Origin of the sequence: Thomasclavelia ramosa DSM 1402 (assembly GCF_014131695.1) — a bacterium.
Taxonomy (GTDB): domain Bacteria; phylum Bacillota_I; class Bacilli_A; order Erysipelotrichales; family Coprobacillaceae; genus Thomasclavelia; species Thomasclavelia ramosa.
The window spans coordinates 2357368-2380189 of record NZ_CP036346.1; the positions used below are offsets into that span (position 1 = coordinate 2357368).

The following is a 22822-nucleotide window of genomic DNA, read 5'->3' on the forward strand; positions in this document are numbered from 1 at the left end:
CCCTTATAAGATTGCTGGAGCAAGCATTAGCCCCTCTTTTTCATCTAATCCAAACATAATATTCATATTTTGAATTGCTTGGCCAGCTGCTCCTTTAACTAAGTTATCCATAGCTCCCATCATAATAACTCGATTTGTCCGTGGATCAACTTTATAATTAATATCAACAAAATTACTAGCCTTAACACTACGTACTTCTGGTAAGACCCCAGATTTCAATACCCTTACAAAATACTCATCATCATAACATTGATAAGCCTTTGCGACATCCACTTCATTAACTCCCTTTTTAAGTTTTGCATAAGCTGTAATTAAGATTCCTCGATTCATTGGAATTAAATGAGGCGTGAAGTTTAATAATACTTCTTGATTTGCCGCATAACCTAACTGTTCTTCAATTTCCGGAGTATGACGATGACTTGCAACCCCATAAGACTTGATACTTTCATTTACCTCGCAATATAAGTTTGCGACTTTAGCCCCACGGCCAGCCCCACTAACACCACTTTTAGCATCAATGATCAAAGTATCCATATCAATTAAATCCGCCTTAGCTAACGGATAGACTGATAAAATTGAACAAGTTGGATAACATCCTGGATTAGCTATTAATCGTGCCTGTTTCACTTTATCACGATTTATCTCACACAGCCCATATACAGCTTCATCGATAAATTGTGGTGAAGCATGATCAATTCCATACCATTGTTCATATGTCTTAACATCTTTAATTCGATAGTCTGCACTTAAATCAATCACTTTTACTTTGCTTAAAACTTCCTCATTAAGCATTTTGGCACAAACCCCTTGTGGAGTCGCAAAGAAAACCACATCAACATCATCAAGATATTTTGTAATATCCTCATCAACACACTGCTGATCCAATAATTTAAAATAGCTGGAATAAACCGAACTATACTCCTCATCAGTGTAGGTTCTTGATGAAACCCACTTAATTTCCACTTCTTTGTGAGTTAATAAAAATCGGACTAACTCACATCCCCCATATCCAGTTGATCCCACAATTCCTACTCTAATCATTTCTAGTCCTCCATTTCTTTGTTAAAATAAAAAATCGCCTCTTAAACAAGAGACGATTTAACCGCGTTACCACTCTATTTATCATAAGTTGACCCTATGATCTCTTTCATCGTTAAGGGTGATTACCCGAAAGCGATACTACTATTTCCCACTTTCCTCTCATAAATGCGCTTCATCCTAACTAGATTACCAGCCTTCCACCAACGCCAGCTCGCTAAAACCATTATTAAGACTACTCTTTTAGTCACCGAGTTTGGTTATTATTATATTACTAAAAAAAAATTTGTCAAATATTTATTTGAATTTCCAACAATTTAAAAGCATGTGTCGTAAACACATGCCTATAATTCTTCAAATCTTTTAATTCCCCAAGTATTTAACAAATAGTAGAAAGCAATATCGATAATCAAGAAAAGCGCTAGCATTATATAAACATAAGTTACAGCACCAATAAACTCATTTAAATAACCAATATAAATACCACCTATAAAAACTACAAGCGCCATCGTTCCAAACATTGTAATCATTACAGCAGCACTTTGTTTTACGACAACAGTCTCATTGATCCAATCAAATTTCGGCTTCCATAAATTAATCAATAAACCTAATAAAGCTTCAAAAACCGTAAAAACTATAGGGACGATAATAACTAATAAACTATCTACTAAACTCAATGAAAAAACTACACTTCCGACAATTGAAAATAACAATCCTGGTGGTACACATAAAGCTAAGTGTAGCATCAATTTACTTTCAAGAATATCTTTAGTTTTAATTGGTAGTGATTTAATGATCCATAGACGATTCCCTTCCAACGAGATCAAAGCAGCACTAATAATATTCATTGAATTAGTCCCAATCACTGCCAAACATAACAATGGAACTATAAATTCATTCACCAAAGCTTGATATTCTGGTGGAATTACTCCCAACATATCTAAAAGCTCAGGACCTTTAATCAAGACAGCACCAGCTAAAACAACGGTAAATGCAATTCCCAAAGCAGCATTCATCATGACCATCGGATTAGATGTAAAATGTTTTAACTCTCGTTTAAATAACGCTCCCTTTTGGCTACTAAATTTAATATCTGAATCCTTCAATTTAACTTTCTTTGATGGTGCTTTACTAGTTGCAATACTAATAAAATTCTTCGAAAGAAGATACATTACAATTACAAATGGCCCTACACTACAAACTAAATATAGTAACAAACTCACGACATTGACATCACTGATTGCTAAAGCTAAATGATAGATTGGAAATAACGTATTTTGAATCGCTTCACCAATCGATTTACCATTAGCTACTAATGCAACCAAATATTCCGGAAGTTTATTAATCAAATAAAAATAGAGTCCTAAAAATCCTAACGATAATACCATAGTAATAATTGTTTTATTCCGTATTCGTTTCATTAACATTGCCATTAACCAGCCAAATGCACAAGATAAAGCTAAGGCTAATAACGGCAACGTTATAATGACAATAAGGAAAAAGAGTAATTTTAAAAGATCAAACGGCACCTGAGTAAAATAAACAATTCCACCAGGGATTGCAATCAATGCCTCATATAAATAGTTGATGATTAATACCACAAAAATACGACTTAATAAAATATCACTTGTTTTAATCGGCATTGATAATAATATCTCATTATCTTTAGCACCATAAATTTCTTGTTGGGTTGTAAAAACACTCCCAATAAAGCAAAGTAAAACAATTAATACTGCCATGATTCCAAAATATAACCATTCATAACCAATTGCCGTAAATGGTTCTAAAACCATATTAAACATGTAGCCAAACATTGAACCAAAAACAATGGCAATATAAGCAAACACTAATACCATCAATGCTAATTTACCTATTCCGGCATTTTTATTTTTACTTCCTTTCATCGATCTCATAAAAATTCCTTGAAACCGAATCTTAATCAATGACTTAAGCATTGTCATCCTCCAACTCTAGGAACACTTCTTCTAATGAATCATCCCCAATGACATCTTGGGTGTTCCCGGATACGACAAGTTTACCCGCTTTAATAATAGCAATTTTATCACAAAGTTTCTCAGCTACTTCAAGAACATGAGTTGAAAAAAAGATTGCTCCACCACGATCGCACAAATCCCGCATCAAACCCTTTAATAAATGAGAAGCCTTAGGATCTAAGCCTACAAACGGCTCATCCATAATTATTAATTTAGGCTCATGGATCAAGGCTGATATTACTGCTAATTTTTGCTTCATCCCATGAGAATATGCACTGATCGGTTCCCCCAAAGAATCTGTTAGTTCAAACATATCCCCATATTTTTTGATTCTGTCAGTTCGTTCTGCCTGACTGACCCCATATACATCAGCAATAAAATTCAAATATTTGATTCCTGTTAAATATTCATATAGATCAGGATTATCAGGAATATAGGCCATTACCTTCTTACATGCTAACGGCTCCTCTTTAATTGATTTATTATCAATATAAATATTCCCTTGATCAAATTCCATAATTCCAGCAATCGACTTTAATGTAGTCGTTTTACCAGCTCCATTATGTCCAATAAAACCATAAATATGACCATTTTCAATCTCTAATGATAAATTATCGACGGCTTTTTTTTGACCATAAGTTTTTGTCAAATTTTCAATTTTTAACATTTTAATCTCCTCATTTCATAAATAAAATTATTTTTATTATTTATATTATCATAATATCCTACTTATATCCTAATTGCAAGTGATATTGTAACTATTTAGAATATTATCTAAATAGATTGTAACATAATATTAAACTATTTAGAATATTTTCTAAATAGTTATTAAAAAAATATCCTGCTTTAACAGGATATTCATTTCATTAATAAAAATTACTTAGATTTAATTATTAGTTATTTTAGGTTTAGTACCGCTTTTATTAACATGCCCCTTAATAAGAGCATAGACTACTGAAAGAACCGGAACACTAAATAACATTCCTGTAATTCCCCATAATCCTCCACCAACCGTTACTGCAAAAAGTACCCAGATCGACGGTAAACCTACTGAAGAGCCTACTACTCGTGGATAAATTAAATCTCCTTCCAGTTGTTGTAACACAACTAAGAAAATGATAAAAATCAATGCTTGCATTGGATCAACTGTCAAAATCATAAATGCCCCTATGCCACCACCGATAAATGCCCCTACAATTGGAACAAAAGCCGTGATCCCTACTAAAGAGCCTACCATTGGAGCATAAGGCAGATTTAACACAGCCATTCCAACGGCACACAAAGTTCCCAAAATGAAAGCTTCAACTGTTTGACCAATCACAAAATTTGAAAAAGTTGTTCGAGCGAGTGTCCCCACTTCTAACAATTTTACTGAAATACGTTTTGGAATATAGGCATCGATCAATTTATGACTTTGGCGTTTTAAAGTTTCTTTACTCATTAATATGTAGAGGGCAAATACAATTCCCACAACTAAATTAAGAATACTTGTAAAGAACATTGAAATGACATCAACAGTTGAACCGAGCATTCCAGTAAGTCCAATTTTAAATAAACCACTTAATTCACTTGCAATACTGTTTAAATCAACACTATTGATCCATGTTTCTAACTGCGGAAAACTATTGCCATTTTGATTGATCCACACTTGTAACTGTTCAAATGTTTCTGGAAAAGATTTAACGATTACTTTTATCGCATTTGTTAATTCTGGAATAATTAAAGTAATAATTATTCCAATTACCCCAATAACAATCAACAATGAAACAATAATACTGATCACACGTTTAAAACTAGTATACTTTTTATCTAAAATAAATCTAGATAAAATCTTTTCGATTCTAATCATTAATACATTTAAGATAAAAGCAATCATAATTCCTAATAAAAAAGGCATTATTACTGCAAGAATACTATTAAAAATATCTAGTATTATTTGAAAATTATTTAAAGCCCAATAACATCCGATACCAATCAATACTATTTCTAATATTTTTTTATAGTCGATTTTCACTCCGTCCATTTTATCCTCCCGATTACTTTAGTTAATCTTATTTTACCACTATTGCTTAAATATGAACAATCAACAAAATATTGCATAATTACGAGAAAATATTGCAATTATGAATTCTATAGTTTATTATAATGATAATTTAAAGTTATTTTAAGGGGGAATTAAATGATGAAAGAAAAAGTTATTCTTGCTTACTCTGGGGGACTAGACACTACTGCTATTATTCCTTGGTTAAAAGAAAATTATGATTATGAAGTAATCTGTTGTTGTATTGATGTTGGTCAAGCTGAAGAATTAAACGGATTAGAAGAACGAGCTAAAGCATGTGGGGCAACTAAATTATATATTAAAAATGTAGTTGATGAATATGTCAAAGATTATATCATGCCAACAGTTCAAGCTGATGCTGTATTTGAATATAAGTATTTATTAGGAACAGCAACAGCTAGACCATTAATTGCTAAAATATTAGTTGATGTTGCACGTCAAGAAGGAGCAACAGCTATTTGTCACGGTGCTACCGGTAAAGGTAACGATCAAATTCGTTTTGAACTCGGTATCAAAGCTCTTGCACCTGATTTAAAGATCATTGCTGCATGGCGTGATCCAAAATGGAATATGGACTCTCGTGAATCTGAAATTGAATACTGTCAAGCTCATGGTATCAATCTACCATTCTCTGCTGATTCAAGTTATTCACGTGATCGTAATATTTGGCATATTTCTCACGAAGGATTAGAACTGGAAAATCCTGAAAATGCACCAAATTATGACCACTTATTAGTGTTATCTACATCGCCTGAAAAGGCACCTGAAGAACCAGAGCATGTAGTTATCGAATGGGAAAAAGGATTCCCTGTTAAATTAAATGGTAAAGCAAAATCATTGACTGCAATCTTAGAAGAATTGAATGAAATTGGCGGAAAACACGGAATTGGAATCATTGATATTGTAGAAAACCGTGTTGTTGGAATGAAATCTCGTGGAGTTTATGAAACACCAGGAGGAACTATTTTAATGGAAGCTCATCGCCAATTAGAAGAATTAGTTTTAGATCGTGAAACATTAAAATATAAACGGCTAGTTTCTGTTGAATTTGCAGAATTAGTTTATGCTGCTAAATGGTTCTCACCTTTACGTGAAGCTTTAAGTGCTTTTGTTGATAAAACTCAAGAAGTTGTTAGTGGTACTACTAAATTCAGATTATATAAGGGGAATATTATTAAAGAAGGAACAACTTCACCTTATTCATTATATGATGAAGATATTGCAAGTTTTGCTACTGGTGATCTATATGATCATCATGATGCTGAAGGATTCATTACTTTATATGGACTTTCAACAAAAGTAAGAGCAATGAAATTAAATAATAAAGACTAATAAAAGGGCTAATGCCCTTTTATTATAACAGGAGGAAATGAAATGAATTTATGGGGTGGACGATTCACTAAACCAACCGATCAGCTAGTTTATGATTTCAATGCATCAATTAGCTTTGATCAAACTTTTTATACCCAAGATATCCAAGGAAGTATTGCTCATGTCAAAATGCTAGCAAAACAAGGGATTTTAACAAGTGCTGAAGGAACTGAAATTGAAACTGCTCTAAATCAAATATTAGAAGACCTTAATACTGGTAAATTAACGATTGATAATAGTCAAGAAGATATTCACAGTTTCGTTGAATCTACTTTAATTGAACGAATTGGTAACACTGGTAAAAAGTTACATACTGGAAGAAGCCGTAATGACCAAGTTGCACTCGATATGCGTTTATATACACGCGATCAAGTTGTTATATTAAATACTTTAATTCATAATCTATTAATAACGATTAATGATATAATGAAAACTCATATTGAAACAATCATGCCTGGTTTCACACATTTACAAAAAGCTCAACCAATTACATTAGCACACCATCTCGGAGCTTATTTTGAAATGTTTAAACGTGATAGCAGCCGATTAGAAGATATTTATAAACGAATGAATATCTGCCCATTAGGTTCTGGGGCTCTAGCAGGTACTACCTACCCATTAGATCGCGAATATACTGCTGAACTATTAGGTTTTGATGGACCTTGCTTAAATAGTATTGATGGGGTAAGTGATCGTGATTATTTGATTGAACTATTAAGTGCTATGGCTACAATGATGATGCATATGTCAAGAATCAGTGAAGAAATTATTATTTGGAATACTAATGAATACCAATTCGTCGATTTAGATGACACTTATTCAACTGGCTCTTCAATTATGCCACAAAAAAAGAACCCTGATATCGCTGAATTAATTAGAGGAAAAACAGGTCGAGTATATGGAGCTTTAACTAGTTTATTAACTACGATGAAAGGTATTCCTCTTGCTTACAATAAAGACATGCAGGAAGATAAAGAACTTGTCTTTGATGCACTCACAACGACTAAAGGCTGCTTACAATTATTAGACGGAATGTTAAAATCAACAACATTTAATAAAGATAAAATGCGTAAATCTGCTACTGGTGGATTTACTAATGCTACTGATGCAGCAGACTATTTAGTCAATAAAGGGGTCCCATTTAGAGATGCTCATGGAATTATTGGGCAGCTAGTCCTATATGCAATTGATCAAAATAAAGATCTTGATGACCTAACAATTGCTGAATTTAAAGCCATTTCAGAGGTTTTTGATGATGATATTTATGATGCTATCAACGTTGAAACTTGCGTTAATAAGCGTAATACTATCGGTGCACCTGGTATAACGGCAATGAAACAGGTTATTGCCTTAAATGAAAAATATTTAGCACAATTTAAATAGTACTAGCAGCTGCTAGTACTATTTTTTTATCCCCCTCTTTTTAAGTGATGTCTCAAAAAATTATTATCTCGGGGATTATCAAGACTATCTTTTTTTTGCCCACTTTTTAAAATTAATGTCTAAATATTTATTTAATGCTACTGGATCTTTAGTTCGATATAATTCAATCAATCCATATCGATCATTTAGCCTTATCTGCTTTTTCTGCAAATAATCGAACATCTTTACAACTTGACTATTGTTTAATATTTGAAAAGAATAAACATCATAATCAGTACGGACATCTATATCAATATAATAATTTAAAAACACTCTTAGTAATGTAATTTCATATAAAACACTACACATTGAAATATTGAAATCAATAATTTCATTAATAGGAATAACTAGATTATTATATTTAATTTCTTCATTATTAAAAAATAAGGTATCACGGTCGATCCATTGTTTAAGTGATTCGTTATTAAAAGAAATTTTCACCTATCTACGTTTATTTTAATTGTTTATTTTTTTCAATATCTTCTAATTGAATTTTTGTATTTTCAATAAACTCTTTTTTGTTTTTAAAGCATCTCTAATTGAAAATTGATTATTTAAGATTAATTTTATTTCATCAATCGATATTTCCATCGACCGGAGCAATAAAATCAATTCTAAAATATCAAGTTCTTTTTTAAATAATTATGATAATTATTACTATTCCTCTGAGGTGTAATAAAACCCTCTTTTTCATAATAAATAAGTGTCTGTTTTGCTATTCCCAACATCTCTTCAATTTCATGTGTTGTCATACTATCACTCCTTTTTCAATTATATTAAACACTATATTCTTAGTATACAGTCAAGAATAATTAAAATAAAAGAACAGCATTAATGCTATTCTTTATAACCAGTTTAATTTATTTTCAAATTCCACTTTATCTTGGCCATTTTCAATTACACCAATTTCATAACAAGGATAGTACTCTGAAAGATGTTCCATGACTTGCCTTTTATCCTGTTGACTTACAACAACATTGAAACCAACCCCACAGTTAAATGTATTTAGCATCTCCTTATCATCAATATTACCACGATGTTTTATATATTTAAAAATTGGCAAAATATTAATCTTTGCTAAATCAATTTTAGCTGTTAAACCATCGGGAATAACTCGACATAAATTTCCTTCAATTCCACCACCAGTGATATGTGCCATACCGTGAATCGATACCTTCGTAAACAATCCTTTTAATGCTTGATAATATGGTGTGTGTGGTTTCATAATTTGTTCAATAAATGTTTCATTCATGATTCGTTCTAATTTAATTTGAGGATATTTATCCATTAACATTCTAACTAAAGAATAGCCATTTGTATGAAGACCATTTGAAGCAATTGCAAGTATAACATCCCCAGCACTAATTTTGGAACCATCAATTACCTTGTCCTTTGCAACTATTCCAGCAATACTTGATGTTAAGACATAAACACCATGTTCAACAACTTGAGGTTGAATTGATGTTTCTCCACCCACTAATGAGCATTCATTATTTTGACATGCTTGCGAAATTCCTTTCACCAATGAGGCAATCGTTTCTTTTTCAGCATTACCACAAACAATCGTATCTAATACCGCTAAGGGCTTTGCTCCCATAACAACAATATCATTAACCAAATGATTAATCATATCATGACAAATCGATTCACTATATCCATATTCCATCGCTAGTTTTTGTTTTGAACCTGGTTCCTCCGATTTAAGAACTAAAACGGGATGTTTAATATCTGAAAATGAAATATCATATAAAGAAGCAAACGGTCCTAACCCATTTAAGACCCGTGGATCACTAGTTTTTAAATATTGTTTCATTTCTCTTTTTATGGCATCACTATATGCAATATCTACCCCTGCCTTACTATATGATAATCCCTCTAGTTCTTTTTCTACACCTGCTAATAATTCATCAACAGTAATCTCTAGTAATGCGGCCAAATCTGATAATATCTCAACATTAGGCAAACCGCCATTTTCCCATTTTGAAACAGCCTGGAAAGAAACAGATAGTTTATTAGCCAATTGTTGTTGAGTTAAACCTTTTTCTTTACGTTTTAAAGTAATGAATTCACCTACTTTATTTACATTGATCATATTTATACCACCTTTCTCTTTAATTATAAACATTAATATTAAATAAAAAAATAATCTTGCATTTGAGTTATCCCTTATAATTCAACTCTTAGTTGAAACAAAATCTTATCACTATATCTTACTAATCAATAAAAATTATTAAACTAAAAACCTAATTCTTACGATTTTCTTAAATATTGGTGTTTAAATTGTTTTTTAAGACAAAATAAGCTAAGATGATTTTTGAGGTGATAATATGGTTTATAATATCTTAGTCGTTGATGATGAACAATCTATCGCTGACTTAGTGGAATTATATTTACAAAATGAAAGTTATCAAGTTTTTAAATTTTATCATGGTCAAGAAGCTTTAGACAGCTTGAAAAAAAATCATTATGATCTAGCAATTCTTGATGTAATGATGCCCGATTTAGACGGGTTTAGTCTATTAAAAAAAATTCGTGAAGATTATTTTTTCCCAGTTATTATGCTTACTGCTAAAAATAATGACATGGATAAAATTAACGGTTTGACCTTAGGCGCCGATGATTATTTAACTAAACCCTTTAATCCTCTAGAATTGGCAGCTCGTGTTAAAACTCAATTACGTCGTTATACCCGTTATAACACTAACGAACCAGCGGTTAATCAACAAATATACGATTTTAATGGTTTAATGATCAATAATGATAATCATAAGTGTACATTATATGACCAGCCATTAAATTTGACTCCAATTGAATTTTCAATTCTTTGGTATTTATGTTCAAAACGTGGCAGTGTCGTTACATCAGAAGAACTTTTTGAAGCAGTATGGCAAGAAAAATATTTAGATAACAATAATACCGTAATGGCTCATGTTGCTAGACTGCGGGAAAAAATGAATGAGAATGCAAGAAAACCCAAATTTGTAAAAACTGTTTGGGGCGTTGGTTATACTATTGAATAATACTCATTTTAAGCAAAGTCTTACTGCTAATCTACTTAAAAAAATTGGAATCACAATTAGTGTCACGGTCGTAACTTTTGTTATTTTATTACTTTATTCTTATGAAGTATATCACCAGTATATTTGGCAAGAATATGATCTTGTCTACCAGGTAGCACAAATCATCAAGGATAATTTAGTGACTATTTCAATTACTTTGATTGCTTTTGATACTATTATTATTTTTTGGCTTCGCTACCGTGAATCTTTACAGTATATTGAAAAAATGCTTGAAGCGGGAAAAACTTTAGTTGCCGATAATAATTATCTGATCAGTTTACCATATGAGTTAAAAGAAATTGAAGATCAAATGAATCAAATTAAACGTGAATCTTTACAAAATAAAAAAGCGATTAAACAAGCAGAACAACAAAGGAATGATTTATTACTATACCTGGCCCATGATTTAAAGACACCACTAACCTCGATCGTAGGATATTTAGACCTACTAATGAATCAGCCTAATCTCACAATCGAGGAAAAAAGCAATTATACCAAAATTGCCTATGATAAAGCTATTCGTCTTGAAGAATTAATCGAAGAATTTTTTTCTATTGCTAAATATAATCTTAGTGATATTTCTTTAGAACGAAAAGCTGTTAATCTTTCAATGATGTTGGTTCAAATCTCTTATGAATTTATGCCTTTATATCATGAAAAAAATATCAACTGTGTTACCAAGATTGAAGACAATCTGTCTCTTGAATTAGATATTAATCAATTTGAACGAGTCTTTGATAATCTTATTCGTAATGCTATTAATTATAGTAAAGAAAATTCAGATTTAATAATCACTGCCAAAAAAGAAGTTGATTGCATTTTTATTCAGGTAGCAAACTTTGTCAAACATATTAGTGAACATAATTTAGAACGTATTTTTCAACCTTTTGTCCGCTTAGATGAAGCTCGTAATAGCAAAACAGGCGGTTCAGGACTTGGCCTTGCAATTACTAAAAAGATTATTGAGCTCCATGGTGGTACAATTGAAGCTGATTTAACTGATGATTTAATTACATTTACCATTAAACTACCAATATAAATAGGCTTTAATTTCCTAAAAGTCAGGAATTAAAGCTTTTAATTTATATAATCTTTCTAATAAAAAACAATAAAGGAAAATCCTTTATTGTCTTAATCTACCTTCCTTTAACAAACGAAGAAGTTCTAAATTTTGTTTTGCACTTCCAGTATAATCATATATCCCATTTTTTCTTGCTAACTCTCTTCGAGATGCGAATGAAGCATCTACCCCGATTTGGACCAATGCATCTACAAAAGAATCTCCTCGGTAGGTCGGATTAGATAAATACTGCATCATTCCCGTTATACTATCATTATTCACCCAGCCGAGTCCATTTCCAATCAAATATGGATTTCTCGCTCCCTTTACGACTCTTCGAATCGTTCCGTGGTTTATATATGGAATCAATGGTGTCGTGCTGTCAGAAGAAACAAACACATGATCGAATGTAACATGATCTCCTACCTGATAATTAGTAATCGGAGGAATTGTTTCGTCACCTTCAAAGTTATTAAATCCACCTGCTATTATTTCTGCAGGAAAATCTCTATAAGCATAATTTCGATCAACCGGTGCATTAATCCCCTCAACAAATCCTTTATCAGTATATTGCCACATATCAAAACCTTCGGCCCCTAATTCTTCAGCATACCGTGCTACCCACTTTGTATAGCGATCAAATAAAGGTCCAGTTAATTTTTCCGTCCACCAATAATATGATGCATAAAATCCTGGAAAATATCTATTGTTTACTAGTTCTTCAGCCCATACACGACTATTTCTTTCAATCTGTTCATTCGATAATTGTCCAATTCTTGGATCTTCTAAATCTAAATATACTGGGTATTCCATCTTATATCCTTCAACCAATCGCATAACATGTCGTGCTTCAGACAATGCTTCACTTTCAGTTGTTGCATAAGAATACAAATATACCCCAAAAGGAATTCCTAACCGTGTACACTCATCAGCATTTCTTTTAAAAGTAGGATCGTCTTGACCAGGAATATCTTGACCATAACCACACCGTAAGATTGCAAAATCAATATGATTTTTAACTAACTCCCAATCAATTTGACCTTGATATTGTGAAACATCAATACCTTCTCTAACCATTTATTCACCCCCTCAAAATACTATATGATTTTTTTTATAAAATGACTTTAAATTCAACTCTATTTATAATTTTATTTTTATATTATATAGCCAGCTTCTTTTTAGACCATTTTCTATATACTTCGCTGTAAGAAATTTGTAAGATTTTCTTTAGAGTATCTAAATATATATTCTATTGTCACTTGATATAATAATCATTGTAGAATAGGTTTTTTGATTGGGTGATAAAAATGGAAAAGAAAAATAACTATTTGATCAACATCACAATAGCTCTTTGTTCAATATATTATTTTTGGATGCTGATACGAATAATCATTTTAAAGAATGGTTTTATTGATATGGGCTATAATAGTAATCTAGTGTTATTCGATTTCATTAATCAATATCACCAGTCAGGGCTAACAAAAGTTCTACTTGTAAATATTATTGGCAATGTTTCCCTATTTATCCCTTTAAGTATTATCTTGAGACACTATTTTAGTTTTCTAAATAATTACAACATTGCCTTTATTGGTTTTTTTACTAGTCTATCTTTTGAACTAATTCAATTAGGCACCGGATGGGGAGTTTTTGATATCGATGACATTTTCCTAAATACTCTTGGCTGTTTAATTGGAATAATAATCTATCATTTTATTAATCAGCATCGTCAAAATAATGTTTCGACTAGTTTATTCTTACTTAGTTTCGGGAGTATCGGATTAATTTCTGTTTATAACTACGCTCCCCTTCTTCTCACTACATTCATCATTTAAGGAGCAATATTATGGAAAAAAAATTAAATAAAAAAGAAAAATTCTTTATTGTATTGGTTTTGGGGGTAATTACTATATTTTCAATTGTAATTAAATACTATTCAATGCATTTATGAAACTTAAAAAATTAAAAAAAATTCCTGCTTTTATCGCTTTTATCATTATATTTATATTTGGTTACTTATGTCTCCAAATAATCCCTCCCCTACTATACAATGATAATTCAGGTGCACTTGATAAGGTAGACTGCCCCCAATACATTAATGAATTTGTTGATAAAAATCCTCAAGCAATTGAACTGAAAGAAAATTATCAACCCAATGAAAACACCGATCCTATTATCTTAGATAGTCCTAATGGCATCCCTTTATATATCCAATGGGATAAGCGCTGGGCATATACTACATATGGTGATGAAATTATTGGAACTGCCGGTTGTGGCCCTACCTGTCTATCGATGGTTGCTGTTGGCTTAACTGGCAAAACAACTTATAACCCACGCTATGTTGCTAAATATGCTATTAAGAACGATTTTCTTGAAGGCAGTATGACAAGATGGGCATTGATGGAAAGCGGCTGTAATGAATTTGGCTTAATCGCTTCTGCTGTGCCATTGAGCAAAAATGAAATGTTTAAGCAATTAGATGCTGGTCATCCAATCATCGCCAGTTTACGTCCTGGCGATTTTACAACGACTGGTCACTTTATTGTCATTACTAAAACTATTAATGACAAGTTTTTAGTTAATGATCCTAACAGTAAAGAAAATAGTCATAAGCAATGGTCATATAGCCAATTAGCTCCTCAAATCAAAGCTATGTGGGCTTATAATACGATTTAGGACTACCAAATGGTAGTCCTTTTTTTATAATTCCCGTTTTTCTTTAACTCCGTATTTTAAATGATACAGGGCTTCTAAAACCTCAAAAATATAGGTTATTGAAAATTTACCAATCAGTGAATGATGATCTGTTCCAACCTTTAAGATCATATCGATACTATCACTATAAACAAATTCATCCAATTGAGAAATAACAATCTTATAGGCCGGACTCTTAGAAATTACTCGCATAACATCTGGATGATCAGTCATAAATCCTCCTGCAATACTTGAAACAATAATTACATCATTTTCATCTAATCCTTCTACCGTCAAAATTTGCTGTTCTAAAGGATACATCCCACTACATTCTTTACCCAAATATGATAGTTCAATCTGTAATTGCATCGATACTGATTGAGTAAAAAAGTTTCCAGCAAAACAAACCTTATTTGCATCATGAATTTTATCGACAATAAATTCCAGGTCTTCATAAGATACACTCTCGTATGTTTCTTTTAAATTATCTAAAATATTATCAAAATGAGCTTTAAACACTTCTTTACCTTTATGTAAATACTGCCTTTGGGGCAACTGATGATCAAACTGTAATCTGAGTGTATCGCGATTAAAATAATTTAAATTCATGGTAATATCCATTTTAAAATCAGCAAATGATTCATAATTTAGTTTTCTGCATAATCGGGAAATCGTTGCTGTTGAAACAAAACAAAGCTCTGCTACATCAGTTATTGTACTTCCCGGAATCACATAGATATTTTGAAGAATTTTTCTTGCTGCATTAGCATAAACATCATTTATGCTCGTTGTATTAATAAAATTAACTAAATTATAAAAAGCTCCGCGCATTCCCTACTCCTCCTTATTAACAATAATAATTTTGCCATCATCTAGGCATAAACAATTTAACTGTCCAATCACACCACAAGCCAAACCACCATCAATTCCAATTTTATTTTGATGGACATCATCAACCCAAATATCAAAACTCCGATCCTTGTTTAACATCGCTGTTGGAGTATGACCAAAAATATAAATCTTTGTCAAATCACCTCGTGCATGATAAAAATCATCTCGAATCCATAAAAGAGAATTTAATTTTTGTTCTTTTAGTGGATAACGAACATCGATTCCAGCATGAACTAACACATATTTTTGTTGATTTACCTCAATTTCTAAATAATTAGGAAGATTAATCAAATATTCATACAGACTTTTAAAAAAAGCTGTCCGGATAACACGATAATCTTCATATCTAAATTTATCTTTTTGAAGATATTCACGAATATTTCTCATCGTTGTATCACCACCATTGGCTAACCATAATTTTAACGCCCGTGAAGGATAATCAAAATCATCATAATAAACTCCATAATATAAAGCTTCTTGCCACATGTATTCATGATTTCCTTTTATTAAAATAATATTATTATGATCTTGAATATAAAATAATATTTTTAGACTGTCAGGTCCACGATCACAAATATCACCAATTATATATAAAATATCATTTTCACTAAATGATATCGTTTCTAGTAATTTTATCAATAAGTCAAAGTGACCATGTAGATCACTGATGACATAAGTTTTACCCGTCATTTTATCACCTAATCTTATCATATCATACTTTAGCATTAAAATATCACTTGATTTATTTGTAAGCGCTTTACTATTTTAGAAAAAATTTGTCTTTACCTTTATTTTTGATTATACTTATATTTGTAAGGAGGGGATAATTATGGTCGACGAATTCTATTTGGACGTTAATCTTGAATTGTTTGTACAATGGTTATTTGGAAATAAAAATAAGTATGATCATAATATACTATGTACATTAAAAAGCAATGAACCTTACGGGAAAACTATCACTTTTAATTATTATAATATTAGTGGTTCAATTGTTATTTGGGCTAATGGTATCATTGAAGAACAAATCTTTGATGATGAAGAAAATTTATTATTCTATCTTCATTACAAACTCGTTAGTTTAGCTCAAGGACAAAAATTATTTTACGACTTCTACGATTCATTGACCAAACATACAAAATGTCCCCCACTTAAAATAATTTTATGTTGCTCAGGCGGTTTATCATCATCATTCTTTGCAAATAAGCTAGCTGAACTAATCTCCTTAAAACACCTTAATTATGAAATTATTCCTCTTGGCTTCTATCAGTTAAATAGTAGTTATTTGGACTGTGATGCAATTTACCTAGCACCACAAATTTCATACTTAGAACCACAGGCAATGAATATTGTTAAAAATACCGTGCCAGTACACTGTGTTACACCAAGTGTTTATGCAACATACAATTATCGTGGGTTATTAGATATGATTACAAATGAAAATATATCTAAAACCAAAGAAAACGGAACTATTTAGCTCCGTTTTTATTTACCTAAAGTCGCTACCATAACTGCTTTGATAGTATGCATTCTATTTTCTGCTTCATCAAAAACAACCGAATTAGCACTTCTAAAGACTTCATCTTCAACTTCACGAATATCAATACCTTGTTCGTATTTTTCTTTTGCAAGAGTAGTTTCAAAATCGTGGAATGAAGGTAGACAGTGCATAAATAAAGTTTTATCATTACCTGTTTTAGCCATCATTGCCTGAGTTACTTTATATGGTGATAATAATTTCACCCGTTGTGGATATAATTCTTCTGCTTCACCCATTGAAACCCAAATATCAGTATAGATAACATCAGCATCTCTTACCGCTTCATCAACATTATCTGTCACCATAAAACTTCCACCAGATTTTTCGGCCTCAGCTTTACAATAGGCTACTACTTCCGGATCCATTTGTAGTTCACTAGGCCCTAATGCAACAAAATGCATCCCCATTTTAGCTGCTCCATACATCAAACCATAACAAACATTGTTACGAATATCACCCGTAAAAACAAACTTCACTTCGTTAAGCGGCTTATCTAAATGCTCTTCAATCGTTAAAAAGTCTGCTAAAGTCTGAGTTGGATGATCTACATCTGTCAATCCATTCCATACTGGTATTCCTGAATATTTTGCTAACGCTTCAACTGTACTTTGTTCAAATCCTCTAAATTCAATTCCATCATACATTCTTCCAAGTACTTTGGCAGTATCTTCAATTGATTCTTTTTTCCCCATTTGTGAATTACTTAAAAAAGTAACATGAGCCCCTTCATCTAATGCTGCCACTTCAAAAGCACATCTTGTTCTCGTTGAAGTTTTTTCAAATAACAAAACAATATTCTTACCCGCTAAGCTATTACTCGTTTTTCCTTCCTTTTTATCTTTTTTTAGCTGATGAGCTAAATCAAGAAAATATCTAATCTCTTCTTTTGAAAAATCTTTAAGTGTTAAAAAATTTCTACCATACAAATCCATTATAAATCCCCCTTTATAATTTTATTCTTAATTCTAACAAAAATAAAAGCAATAATCAACTAATTGATTATTGCAGGTTCACTATCTTCTTTTTCAAACATTTCTTTAATATTATCTTTCGACTTGATTACCAACTCTCTAATTTGTTTTAATGTTTCGTCTGTCACTAAAATATCAAAGGCTTCTTGAGCTGAAGTTGCTTCTACAGCAATTGATAGATCTAAGCGAAACAATTTCTTTTCATTATCCATTTCAAAACCTCCTTTAATGTTTTAATAAATATTGATCATACTGTACCATAAATCTTGGATGAGCTTCGATTTTCATATAAATACTATTTTCTAAATACTGAAATTCTAACACTAAACAATGCTGATGTAAATACTTAAATACTTCACCATCTTGATAAGGAATATTTAAATCATAGATTGCATAATCTTTAAAAAGGATATCGCTGATTGACTTTTCTAATACTTCTAGTCCAATACGTTCCTTAGCAGAAATAAATGCATATGGCTCTAACGGTACAATAAAGCCATATTTATTTAAATCAACTTTGTTATATGCATAAATCATCGGCGTATCCTTTATCCCTAATTCTTTTAAAACTGCATTAGTAGTATTAATATACTGCTCATAATTAGGGTTGGAAGCATCAACAACATGAATCAACAAATCGGCTTCAACTACTTCTTCTAAAGTTGAACGGAAAGCTTGAATCAAATGATGCGGTAAACGCTCAATAAAACCAACTGTATCTGTCAATAAACAGGGGTGCTGATTGATCGTAATATGCCGTGTCGCTGTTTCTAATGTTGCAAATAGCATATCTTTTTGCAATACCTGCTTATTTTTATTTAGACAAAAAGCATTCATTAAAGTACTTTTGCCGCTATTAGTATAACCGACTAAAGCAATAACCTTCATCTCATTGTCTTTTCGTCTTTTTCGTTGATTTTGACGCTGTTTAACAATATTAGCTAATTGCTTTTTAGCATTAAAGATTTGATTTGAAACCAAACGACGATCTAATTCAATTTGTTTTTCACCGCTTCCTCTGAATCCCGAACCACCCTGCTGGCTGTATAAATGTTCTTTCATGCCCGCTAGACGTGGCAATAAATATTGACCTTTAGCTATTTCAACTTGCAGTTTTGCTTCTTTGGTTTTCGCTCGAACTTCAAAAATTCGTAAAATTAGAGCAGTTCGGTCAGTTACTTCAATATCTAAAATATCTGTTAAATTTTTTACTTGTAGTGGTGATAATTCTTCGTTAAAAATCACTAGGTCAAGATTATCTAACTGTCCTTTAATTTCTTGAACCTTTCCAGTACCAATATATAATGAAGGATTAATCTTATCAAGATTTTGCACACATCTTTTTATCACTTCAATATTACATGCTTTACATAATTCCTCTAATTCAATTAATGAATTATCTAAATCATAATTCATTTCTTTATATCTAACACCGACTATTAATGCCTTCATCATTTCACCCCACTCCATTTTACCTTATCTAATCTTATATTACTAGAAGGAAAGCATATGAAAAAATTCAATTACTATTTTACTTTACTATTAGTTGCCTTTATTACACTATTTTCATTCTTTAACATGTTTCAAATTGTTTCACTCTCTAATAATGTGATTAAAATAATTATTAATAATCTATTACCTTCATTATTACCATTTATGATCCTTATTTCACTCTGTTTATCTTTAGGGTTATTAAATCTCTTTAGCTATTTAATCCAATGGATCTTTAAACCATTATTTAAATTATCACCAATCATGTCTTCTATATACTTCATCTCATTTTTTTGTGGTTATCCAACTAATGTTAAAATGATCAAAGAAGCATATGAATTAAATTATATTAATTCTCAAGAATTACAACATCTTTTATCTATTGCTTCATTTGCTTCAATTTCCTTTATTTTTGTATCATTGCATCTTGAATATCCATTGATCATATATTTTTGTCATCTAGCACCTAGTATTATTAAAGCTTTATTTTATCACCAGCATTATGAGTTTCAAAGTTTGAAGGAATCAATCATTAGACTAAAAAAGCCCCATGTCAGTTTTGTGGAAGCTTTGAAACAAAGCATTTTAAGTTCATGTTATGCTTTTATTTTCATCCTTGGTTATATGCTGGTTTTTCAATTTGTAGGATATGCTATTGGTCATATTATTAAGGACAGCTTCATTAATGCTATTATTCAGGGAGTTCTTGAGTTTAGTTCTGGAAGTCTTCAACTATTACAATTTAGTCATACCCCGCTAGTATATAGCTTAATTTGTTTTAATCTATCTTTTAGTGGTCTTAGTGTAATGATGCAAACGGATAATCTTTTAGATGGAATTGACTATAGTTTTAAGGCTTATTTCAAAGCTCGCTTATTTCATGGTCTTTGTTCATTTACCTTATGTCTATTAATTTTAACTTATCTGTTATGAGCTTATCATTTTTTTAACCATCTTATTATTTTTAATGAAATAATTTTTTCATTTATTAAAAAGAATCGTCCTCGACAAATATTTTCAGTATAATAGAAAGATGTAAAGAGGAGAATGATTATGGAAAGCAAATTTAAAATAATTATTATGGATGTTGATGGAACATTAACCAACAGTCAAAAAATTGTTACCCCAAAAACTAAAGCAGCTTTAATGAAAGCACAAGAGTTAGGTATTAAATTAATTTTAGCTTCTGGGCGTCCAACATCTGGCCTTATTGGATTAGGGCATGAATTACAAATGGATAAATATCATGGTTTATTCGTATGTTATAATGGTAGTAAAGTTGTTGACTGCCAAACAAAAGAAGAATTATTTAATCAACCATTGAGCATTGAAGAAGGCAAAGCTGTCTTAGAGCATATGAAGAAGTTCGATCGTGTACGTCCAATGATTGACAAAGGTGAATATATGTTTGTCAACAATGTTTATGATAACTATATTAATTTCAATGGTGCACCATTCAATGTTATTGAATATGAATCACGTGGTGGAAACTATAAGTTATGTGAGATTGACGATTTAGCAGCTTTTGCTGATTTTGAGATCAATAAAATCTTAACTACTAGTGATCCTGAATATCTTCAAGAACACTATCAAGAAATGATGGAACCATTTAAAGATAGTCTAAGCTGTATGTTTACCGGTCCTTTCTACTTTGAATTTACGGCTCAAGGAATTGATAAAGCTAAAGCTTTAGATACTGTTTTAAAACCAATGGGTTATAGCCAAGATGAAATGATTGCTTTTGGTGATGGTCATAATGATGCATCAATGGTTAAATATGCAGGAACAGGTGTTGCTATGGCTAATGCCGTTCAAGACTTAAAAGATATTAGTCAATATATAACTTTATCTAATGATGAAGATGGTATTGCTGAAGCATTATATAAATACATTCCAGAATTAAAAGATTAGTACGCTGAAGCGTACTTTTTCTTTTATTAATAATAATTATCAATAAGCTATTGACATATACTAACAAAAGATATACTATAATAGTAACCATTACTATTATAGAAAAGGAGGTAGCGTATGCCAAAGACAAGATACTCTAAACAGCGTGAATTGATTTACGAAAATTTAAAAGCAAGATGCGATCATCCTACTGCTGAAGCTATTTATAGTGATTTAAAAAAAGATAACCCCGGCTTAAGTTTAGGAACTGTTTATCGTAATCTTAACTTTTTAGCTGATGCTAAAATGATCAGAAAATTAGATGTTGGTCAAACAATCGTCCATTTCGACGGGGACATTAGTGATCATTATCATTTTATCTGTAATGAATGTAATCAAGTGTTTGACATCACTTACCATGATGAAAACATTAGTAATGTAGTACAAGAACATACTAAACATCATATCGAAAAAACGGATATTGTTTTTAGCGGTATATGTGAAGAATGTTTAAAAAAGAAAAATTAAAGAAAATAACGGAGGAAACTAACTATGACACTTAAAGGAACTAAAACAGCTAACAACTTAATGCATGCATTTGCGGGAGAAAGCCAAGCACGTAATCGCTATACTTACTATGCTTCAATCGCTAAAAAAGAAGGATTTGTACAAATTCAAAATATTTTCTTAGAAACAGCAAATCAAGAAAAAGAACATGCCAAAAGATTAATGAAATTAATGAATAAAGATTTAGCCGGAGAAACATTATATACTGATGGAAACTTCCCAGTATTATTAGGTACTACTGCTGAAAACTTAAAAGCAGCTGCTGCAGGAGAAAACGAAGAATATACAGATATGTATCCAAGTTTTGCTAAAACAGCTCGTGAAGAAGGATTTGAAGATATTGCTACAGTTTTAGACAGCATTGCAATTGCTGAAAAACATCATGAAGAAAGATATTTAAAATTATTAGCAGCTTTAGAAGCTGGTAATACATTTAAAAGAGAAACACCAGTTGTATGGAAATGTAATAACTGTGGATTTATTTTCGAAGGTTTAGAAGCACCAGAAAGATGTCCAGCTTGTGATCATCCTCAAGCTCACTTTGAAGTAAATACTTTCTTTTTAGGATAATTATTTAAAGCCCTTACTAGAGGGCTTTTTATTATTAATATTAAAAAACTGCTTTGAATAGTTTCTTTTGTACAGTCTAACTGCTATCTATATAAATCAACTATTTTAGTGATTAAAATATAATTGAAAACTAAATTTGATGATAGCAATTAATTCTTTTATATTTTTCATTCTTGCCACCTCCTACACTTATATAATAATCTATTTT

General features: G+C 31.2%; 24 protein-coding genes and 1 other annotated feature. Of the genes, 11 read left to right on the top strand and 13 right to left on the bottom strand.

Annotated features, from left to right (window positions below; genetic code table 11):
* Positions 1-3 precede the first annotated feature (3 nt).
* The 4 genes from argC to EYR00_RS11375 all read right to left on the bottom strand — a co-directional run bounded on the left by argC (position 4) and on the right by EYR00_RS11375 (position 5055).
* Positions 4-1041, bottom strand: a complete 1038-nt coding sequence (gene argC / locus EYR00_RS11360; protein ID WP_003536090.1) for an N-acetyl-gamma-glutamyl-phosphate reductase — start codon at positions 1039-1041, stop codon at positions 4-6.
* Positions 1042-1086: 45 nt separating this feature from the next.
* Positions 1087-1298 (bottom strand) — a binding site (T-box leader).
* Positions 1299-1382: 84 nt separating this feature from the next.
* Entirely contained in the window at positions 1383-2993 is a 1611-nt protein-coding gene (locus tag EYR00_RS11365) for an ABC transporter permease (RefSeq protein WP_008791289.1), read from the bottom strand.
* Complete coding sequence (locus EYR00_RS11370) at positions 2986-3699, bottom strand: ABC transporter ATP-binding protein (protein ID WP_003536088.1); 714 nt, start codon at positions 3697-3699, stop codon at positions 2986-2988. The genes EYR00_RS11365 and EYR00_RS11370 overlap by 8 nt, the downstream gene beginning before the upstream one ends.
* A 219-nt stretch (positions 3700-3918) precedes the next feature.
* Positions 3919-5055 (bottom strand): AI-2E family transporter, encoded by a 1137-nt coding sequence (locus EYR00_RS11375; RefSeq protein ID WP_003536087.1) that lies wholly within the window; start codon positions 5053-5055, stop codon positions 3919-3921.
* 159 nt (positions 5056-5214) lie between these two features.
* On the opposite strand from EYR00_RS11375, the gene EYR00_RS11380 reads away from it, so the two are divergent.
* Both EYR00_RS11380 and argH read left to right on the top strand, forming a co-directional pair.
* Positions 5215-6426, top strand: coding sequence for an argininosuccinate synthase (locus EYR00_RS11380; protein ID WP_009299976.1), 1212 nt, complete (start codon positions 5215-5217; stop codon positions 6424-6426).
* Between the two features lie 42 nt (positions 6427-6468).
* Entirely contained in the window at positions 6469-7848 is a 1380-nt protein-coding gene (gene argH, locus EYR00_RS11385; protein ID WP_003536085.1) for an argininosuccinate lyase, read from the top strand.
* 84 nt (positions 7849-7932) lie between these two features.
* On the opposite strand, the gene EYR00_RS11390 is transcribed toward argH, so the two are convergent.
* The 3 genes from EYR00_RS11390 to purM form a co-directional block, all read right to left on the bottom strand.
* Positions 7933-8328, bottom strand: coding sequence for a hypothetical protein (locus EYR00_RS11390; RefSeq protein WP_003536084.1), 396 nt, complete (start codon positions 8326-8328; stop codon positions 7933-7935).
* A gap of 173 nt (positions 8329-8501) precedes the next feature.
* On the bottom strand, positions 8502-8639 hold the full coding sequence (locus tag EYR00_RS11395; RefSeq protein ID WP_003536083.1) for a MerR family DNA-binding transcriptional regulator: 138 nt from the start codon (positions 8637-8639) through the stop codon (positions 8502-8504).
* A 92-nt stretch (positions 8640-8731) separates the two neighbouring features.
* Positions 8732-9979, bottom strand: coding sequence for a phosphoribosylformylglycinamidine cyclo-ligase (purM, locus tag EYR00_RS11400; protein ID WP_008791283.1), 1248 nt, complete (start codon positions 9977-9979; stop codon positions 8732-8734).
* A 235-nt stretch (positions 9980-10214) separates the two neighbouring features.
* Between purM and vanR the strand changes: the two genes are divergently transcribed.
* Together vanR and EYR00_RS11410 are read left to right on the top strand one after the other, a co-directional pair.
* Positions 10215-10907: a VanR-ABDEGLN family response regulator transcription factor gene (vanR, locus tag EYR00_RS11405; protein WP_003536081.1), complete on the top strand. Its 693-nt coding sequence runs from the start codon at positions 10215-10217 to the stop codon at positions 10905-10907.
* Positions 10900-11985 carry a sensor histidine kinase gene (locus tag EYR00_RS11410; RefSeq protein WP_008791282.1) on the top strand — a complete coding sequence of 362 codons (1086 nt, stop codon included), beginning with the start codon at positions 10900-10902 and terminating at the stop codon, positions 11983-11985. The genes vanR and EYR00_RS11410 overlap by 8 nt, the downstream gene beginning before the upstream one ends.
* A gap of 84 nt (positions 11986-12069) precedes the next feature.
* Here EYR00_RS11410 and EYR00_RS11415 read toward each other — a convergent pair whose 3' ends face one another.
* Positions 12070-13083, bottom strand: a complete 1014-nt coding sequence (locus EYR00_RS11415; protein ID WP_003536079.1) for a glycoside hydrolase family 25 protein — start codon at positions 13081-13083, stop codon at positions 12070-12072.
* Positions 13084-13313: 230 nt separating this feature from the next.
* On the opposite strand from EYR00_RS11415, the gene EYR00_RS11420 reads away from it, so the two are divergent.
* Both EYR00_RS11420 and EYR00_RS11425 read left to right on the top strand, forming a co-directional pair.
* On the top strand, positions 13314-13838 hold the full coding sequence (locus EYR00_RS11420; protein WP_022007501.1) for a VanZ family protein: 525 nt from the start codon (positions 13314-13316) through the stop codon (positions 13836-13838).
* A 112-nt stretch (positions 13839-13950) separates the two neighbouring features.
* Positions 13951-14679 carry a C39 family peptidase gene (locus EYR00_RS11425; protein WP_003536077.1) on the top strand — a complete coding sequence of 243 codons (729 nt, stop codon included), beginning with the start codon at positions 13951-13953 and terminating at the stop codon, positions 14677-14679.
* Between the two features lie 24 nt (positions 14680-14703).
* Here the strand turns inward: EYR00_RS11425 and EYR00_RS11430 are convergent, their stop codons facing one another.
* Both EYR00_RS11430 and EYR00_RS11435 read right to left on the bottom strand, forming a co-directional pair.
* A complete protein-coding gene (locus EYR00_RS11430) occupies positions 14704-15528 on the bottom strand; it encodes a MurR/RpiR family transcriptional regulator (protein WP_003536076.1) in 825 nt (274 codons plus the stop codon).
* Positions 15529-15531: 3 nt separating this feature from the next.
* Positions 15532-16314, bottom strand: coding sequence for a metallophosphoesterase (locus EYR00_RS11435; RefSeq protein ID WP_003536075.1), 783 nt, complete (start codon positions 16312-16314; stop codon positions 15532-15534).
* A 103-nt stretch (positions 16315-16417) separates the two neighbouring features.
* Here EYR00_RS11435 and EYR00_RS11440 point away from each other — a divergent pair, with 103 nt between their 5' ends.
* Positions 16418-17062 carry a PTS sugar transporter subunit IIB gene (locus tag EYR00_RS11440; RefSeq protein WP_003536074.1) on the top strand — a complete coding sequence of 215 codons (645 nt, stop codon included), beginning with the start codon at positions 16418-16420 and terminating at the stop codon, positions 17060-17062.
* An 8-nt stretch (positions 17063-17070) separates the two neighbouring features.
* On the opposite strand, the gene argF is transcribed toward EYR00_RS11440, so the two are convergent.
* From argF to hflX, 3 genes are read right to left on the bottom strand one after another with little or no spacing between them, the layout of a single operon-like run.
* Entirely contained in the window at positions 17071-18057 is a 987-nt protein-coding gene (argF, locus tag EYR00_RS11445; protein WP_003536073.1) for an ornithine carbamoyltransferase, read from the bottom strand.
* A 59-nt stretch (positions 18058-18116) separates the two neighbouring features.
* Positions 18117-18308: a hypothetical protein gene (locus tag EYR00_RS11450; RefSeq protein WP_003536072.1), complete on the bottom strand. Its 192-nt coding sequence runs from the start codon at positions 18306-18308 to the stop codon at positions 18117-18119.
* 13 nt (positions 18309-18321) lie between these two features.
* Entirely contained in the window at positions 18322-19551 is a 1230-nt protein-coding gene (gene hflX, locus EYR00_RS11455) for a GTPase HflX (RefSeq protein WP_008791277.1), read from the bottom strand.
* 54 nt (positions 19552-19605) lie between these two features.
* On the opposite strand from hflX, the gene EYR00_RS11460 reads away from it, so the two are divergent.
* From EYR00_RS11460 to rbr, 4 genes are all read left to right on the top strand, one after another.
* A complete protein-coding gene (locus tag EYR00_RS11460) occupies positions 19606-20520 on the top strand; it encodes a nucleoside recognition domain-containing protein (RefSeq protein ID WP_008791276.1) in 915 nt (304 codons plus the stop codon).
* A gap of 120 nt (positions 20521-20640) precedes the next feature.
* Positions 20641-21498 carry a Cof-type HAD-IIB family hydrolase gene (locus EYR00_RS11465; protein WP_008791275.1) on the top strand — a complete coding sequence of 286 codons (858 nt, stop codon included), beginning with the start codon at positions 20641-20643 and terminating at the stop codon, positions 21496-21498.
* A 117-nt stretch (positions 21499-21615) separates the two neighbouring features.
* Positions 21616-22005: a Fur family transcriptional regulator gene (locus EYR00_RS11470; RefSeq protein ID WP_003536068.1), complete on the top strand. Its 390-nt coding sequence runs from the start codon at positions 21616-21618 to the stop codon at positions 22003-22005.
* Between the two features lie 24 nt (positions 22006-22029).
* Positions 22030-22614 (top strand): rubrerythrin, encoded by a 585-nt coding sequence (gene rbr, locus EYR00_RS11475; RefSeq protein ID WP_003536067.1) that lies wholly within the window; start codon positions 22030-22032, stop codon positions 22612-22614.
* Positions 22615-22822 lie beyond the last annotated feature (208 nt).

Bases quoted from the DNA above. Each gene is read 5' to 3' on its own strand.
- EYR00_RS11420 (WP_022007501.1), top strand. From the start codon at position 13,314: ATGGAAAAGAAAAATAACTATTTGATCAACATCACAATAGCTCTTTGT.
- EYR00_RS11470 (WP_003536068.1), top strand. From the start codon at position 21,616: ATGCCAAAGACAAGATACTCTAAACAGCGTGAATTGATTTACGAAAAT.
- EYR00_RS11430 (WP_003536076.1), bottom strand. From the start codon at position 15,528: ATGCGCGGAGCTTTTTATAATTTAGTTAATTTTATTAATACAACGAGC.
- EYR00_RS11450 (WP_003536072.1), bottom strand. From the start codon at position 18,308: ATGGATAATGAAAAGAAATTGTTTCGCTTAGATCTATCAATTGCTGTA.
- argF (WP_003536073.1), bottom strand. From the start codon at position 18,057: ATGGATTTGTATGGTAGAAATTTTTTAACACTTAAAGATTTTTCAAAA.
- EYR00_RS11425 (WP_003536077.1), top strand. From the start codon at position 13,951: ATGAAACTTAAAAAATTAAAAAAAATTCCTGCTTTTATCGCTTTTATC.
- EYR00_RS11435 (WP_003536075.1), bottom strand. From the start codon at position 16,314: ATGCTAAAGTATGATATGATAAGATTAGGTGATAAAATGACGGGTAAA.
- EYR00_RS11380 (WP_009299976.1), top strand. From the start codon at position 5,215: ATGAAAGAAAAAGTTATTCTTGCTTACTCTGGGGGACTAGACACTACT.
- EYR00_RS11465 (WP_008791275.1), top strand. From the start codon at position 20,641: ATGGAAAGCAAATTTAAAATAATTATTATGGATGTTGATGGAACATTA.
- EYR00_RS11370 (WP_003536088.1), bottom strand. From the start codon at position 3,699: ATGTTAAAAATTGAAAATTTGACAAAAACTTATGGTCAAAAAAAAGCC.
- hflX (WP_008791277.1), bottom strand. From the start codon at position 19,551: ATGATGAAGGCATTAATAGTCGGTGTTAGATATAAAGAAATGAATTAT.
- EYR00_RS11365 (WP_008791289.1), bottom strand. From the start codon at position 2,993: ATGCTTAAGTCATTGATTAAGATTCGGTTTCAAGGAATTTTTATGAGA.
- EYR00_RS11395 (WP_003536083.1), bottom strand. From the start codon at position 8,639: ATGACAACACATGAAATTGAAGAGATGTTGGGAATAGCAAAACAGACA.
- argC (WP_003536090.1), bottom strand. From the start codon at position 1,041: ATGATTAGAGTAGGAATTGTGGGATCAACTGGATATGGGGGATGTGAG.
- EYR00_RS11415 (WP_003536079.1), bottom strand. From the start codon at position 13,083: ATGGTTAGAGAAGGTATTGATGTTTCACAATATCAAGGTCAAATTGAT.
- EYR00_RS11440 (WP_003536074.1), top strand. From the start codon at position 16,418: ATGGTCGACGAATTCTATTTGGACGTTAATCTTGAATTGTTTGTACAA.
- EYR00_RS11375 (WP_003536087.1), bottom strand. From the start codon at position 5,055: ATGGACGGAGTGAAAATCGACTATAAAAAAATATTAGAAATAGTATTG.
- purM (WP_008791283.1), bottom strand. From the start codon at position 9,979: ATGATCAATGTAAATAAAGTAGGTGAATTCATTACTTTAAAACGTAAA.
- argH (WP_003536085.1), top strand. From the start codon at position 6,469: ATGAATTTATGGGGTGGACGATTCACTAAACCAACCGATCAGCTAGTT.
- rbr (WP_003536067.1), top strand. From the start codon at position 22,030: ATGACACTTAAAGGAACTAAAACAGCTAACAACTTAATGCATGCATTT.
- EYR00_RS11460 (WP_008791276.1), top strand. From the start codon at position 19,606: ATGAAAAAATTCAATTACTATTTTACTTTACTATTAGTTGCCTTTATT.
- vanR (WP_003536081.1), top strand. From the start codon at position 10,215: ATGGTTTATAATATCTTAGTCGTTGATGATGAACAATCTATCGCTGAC.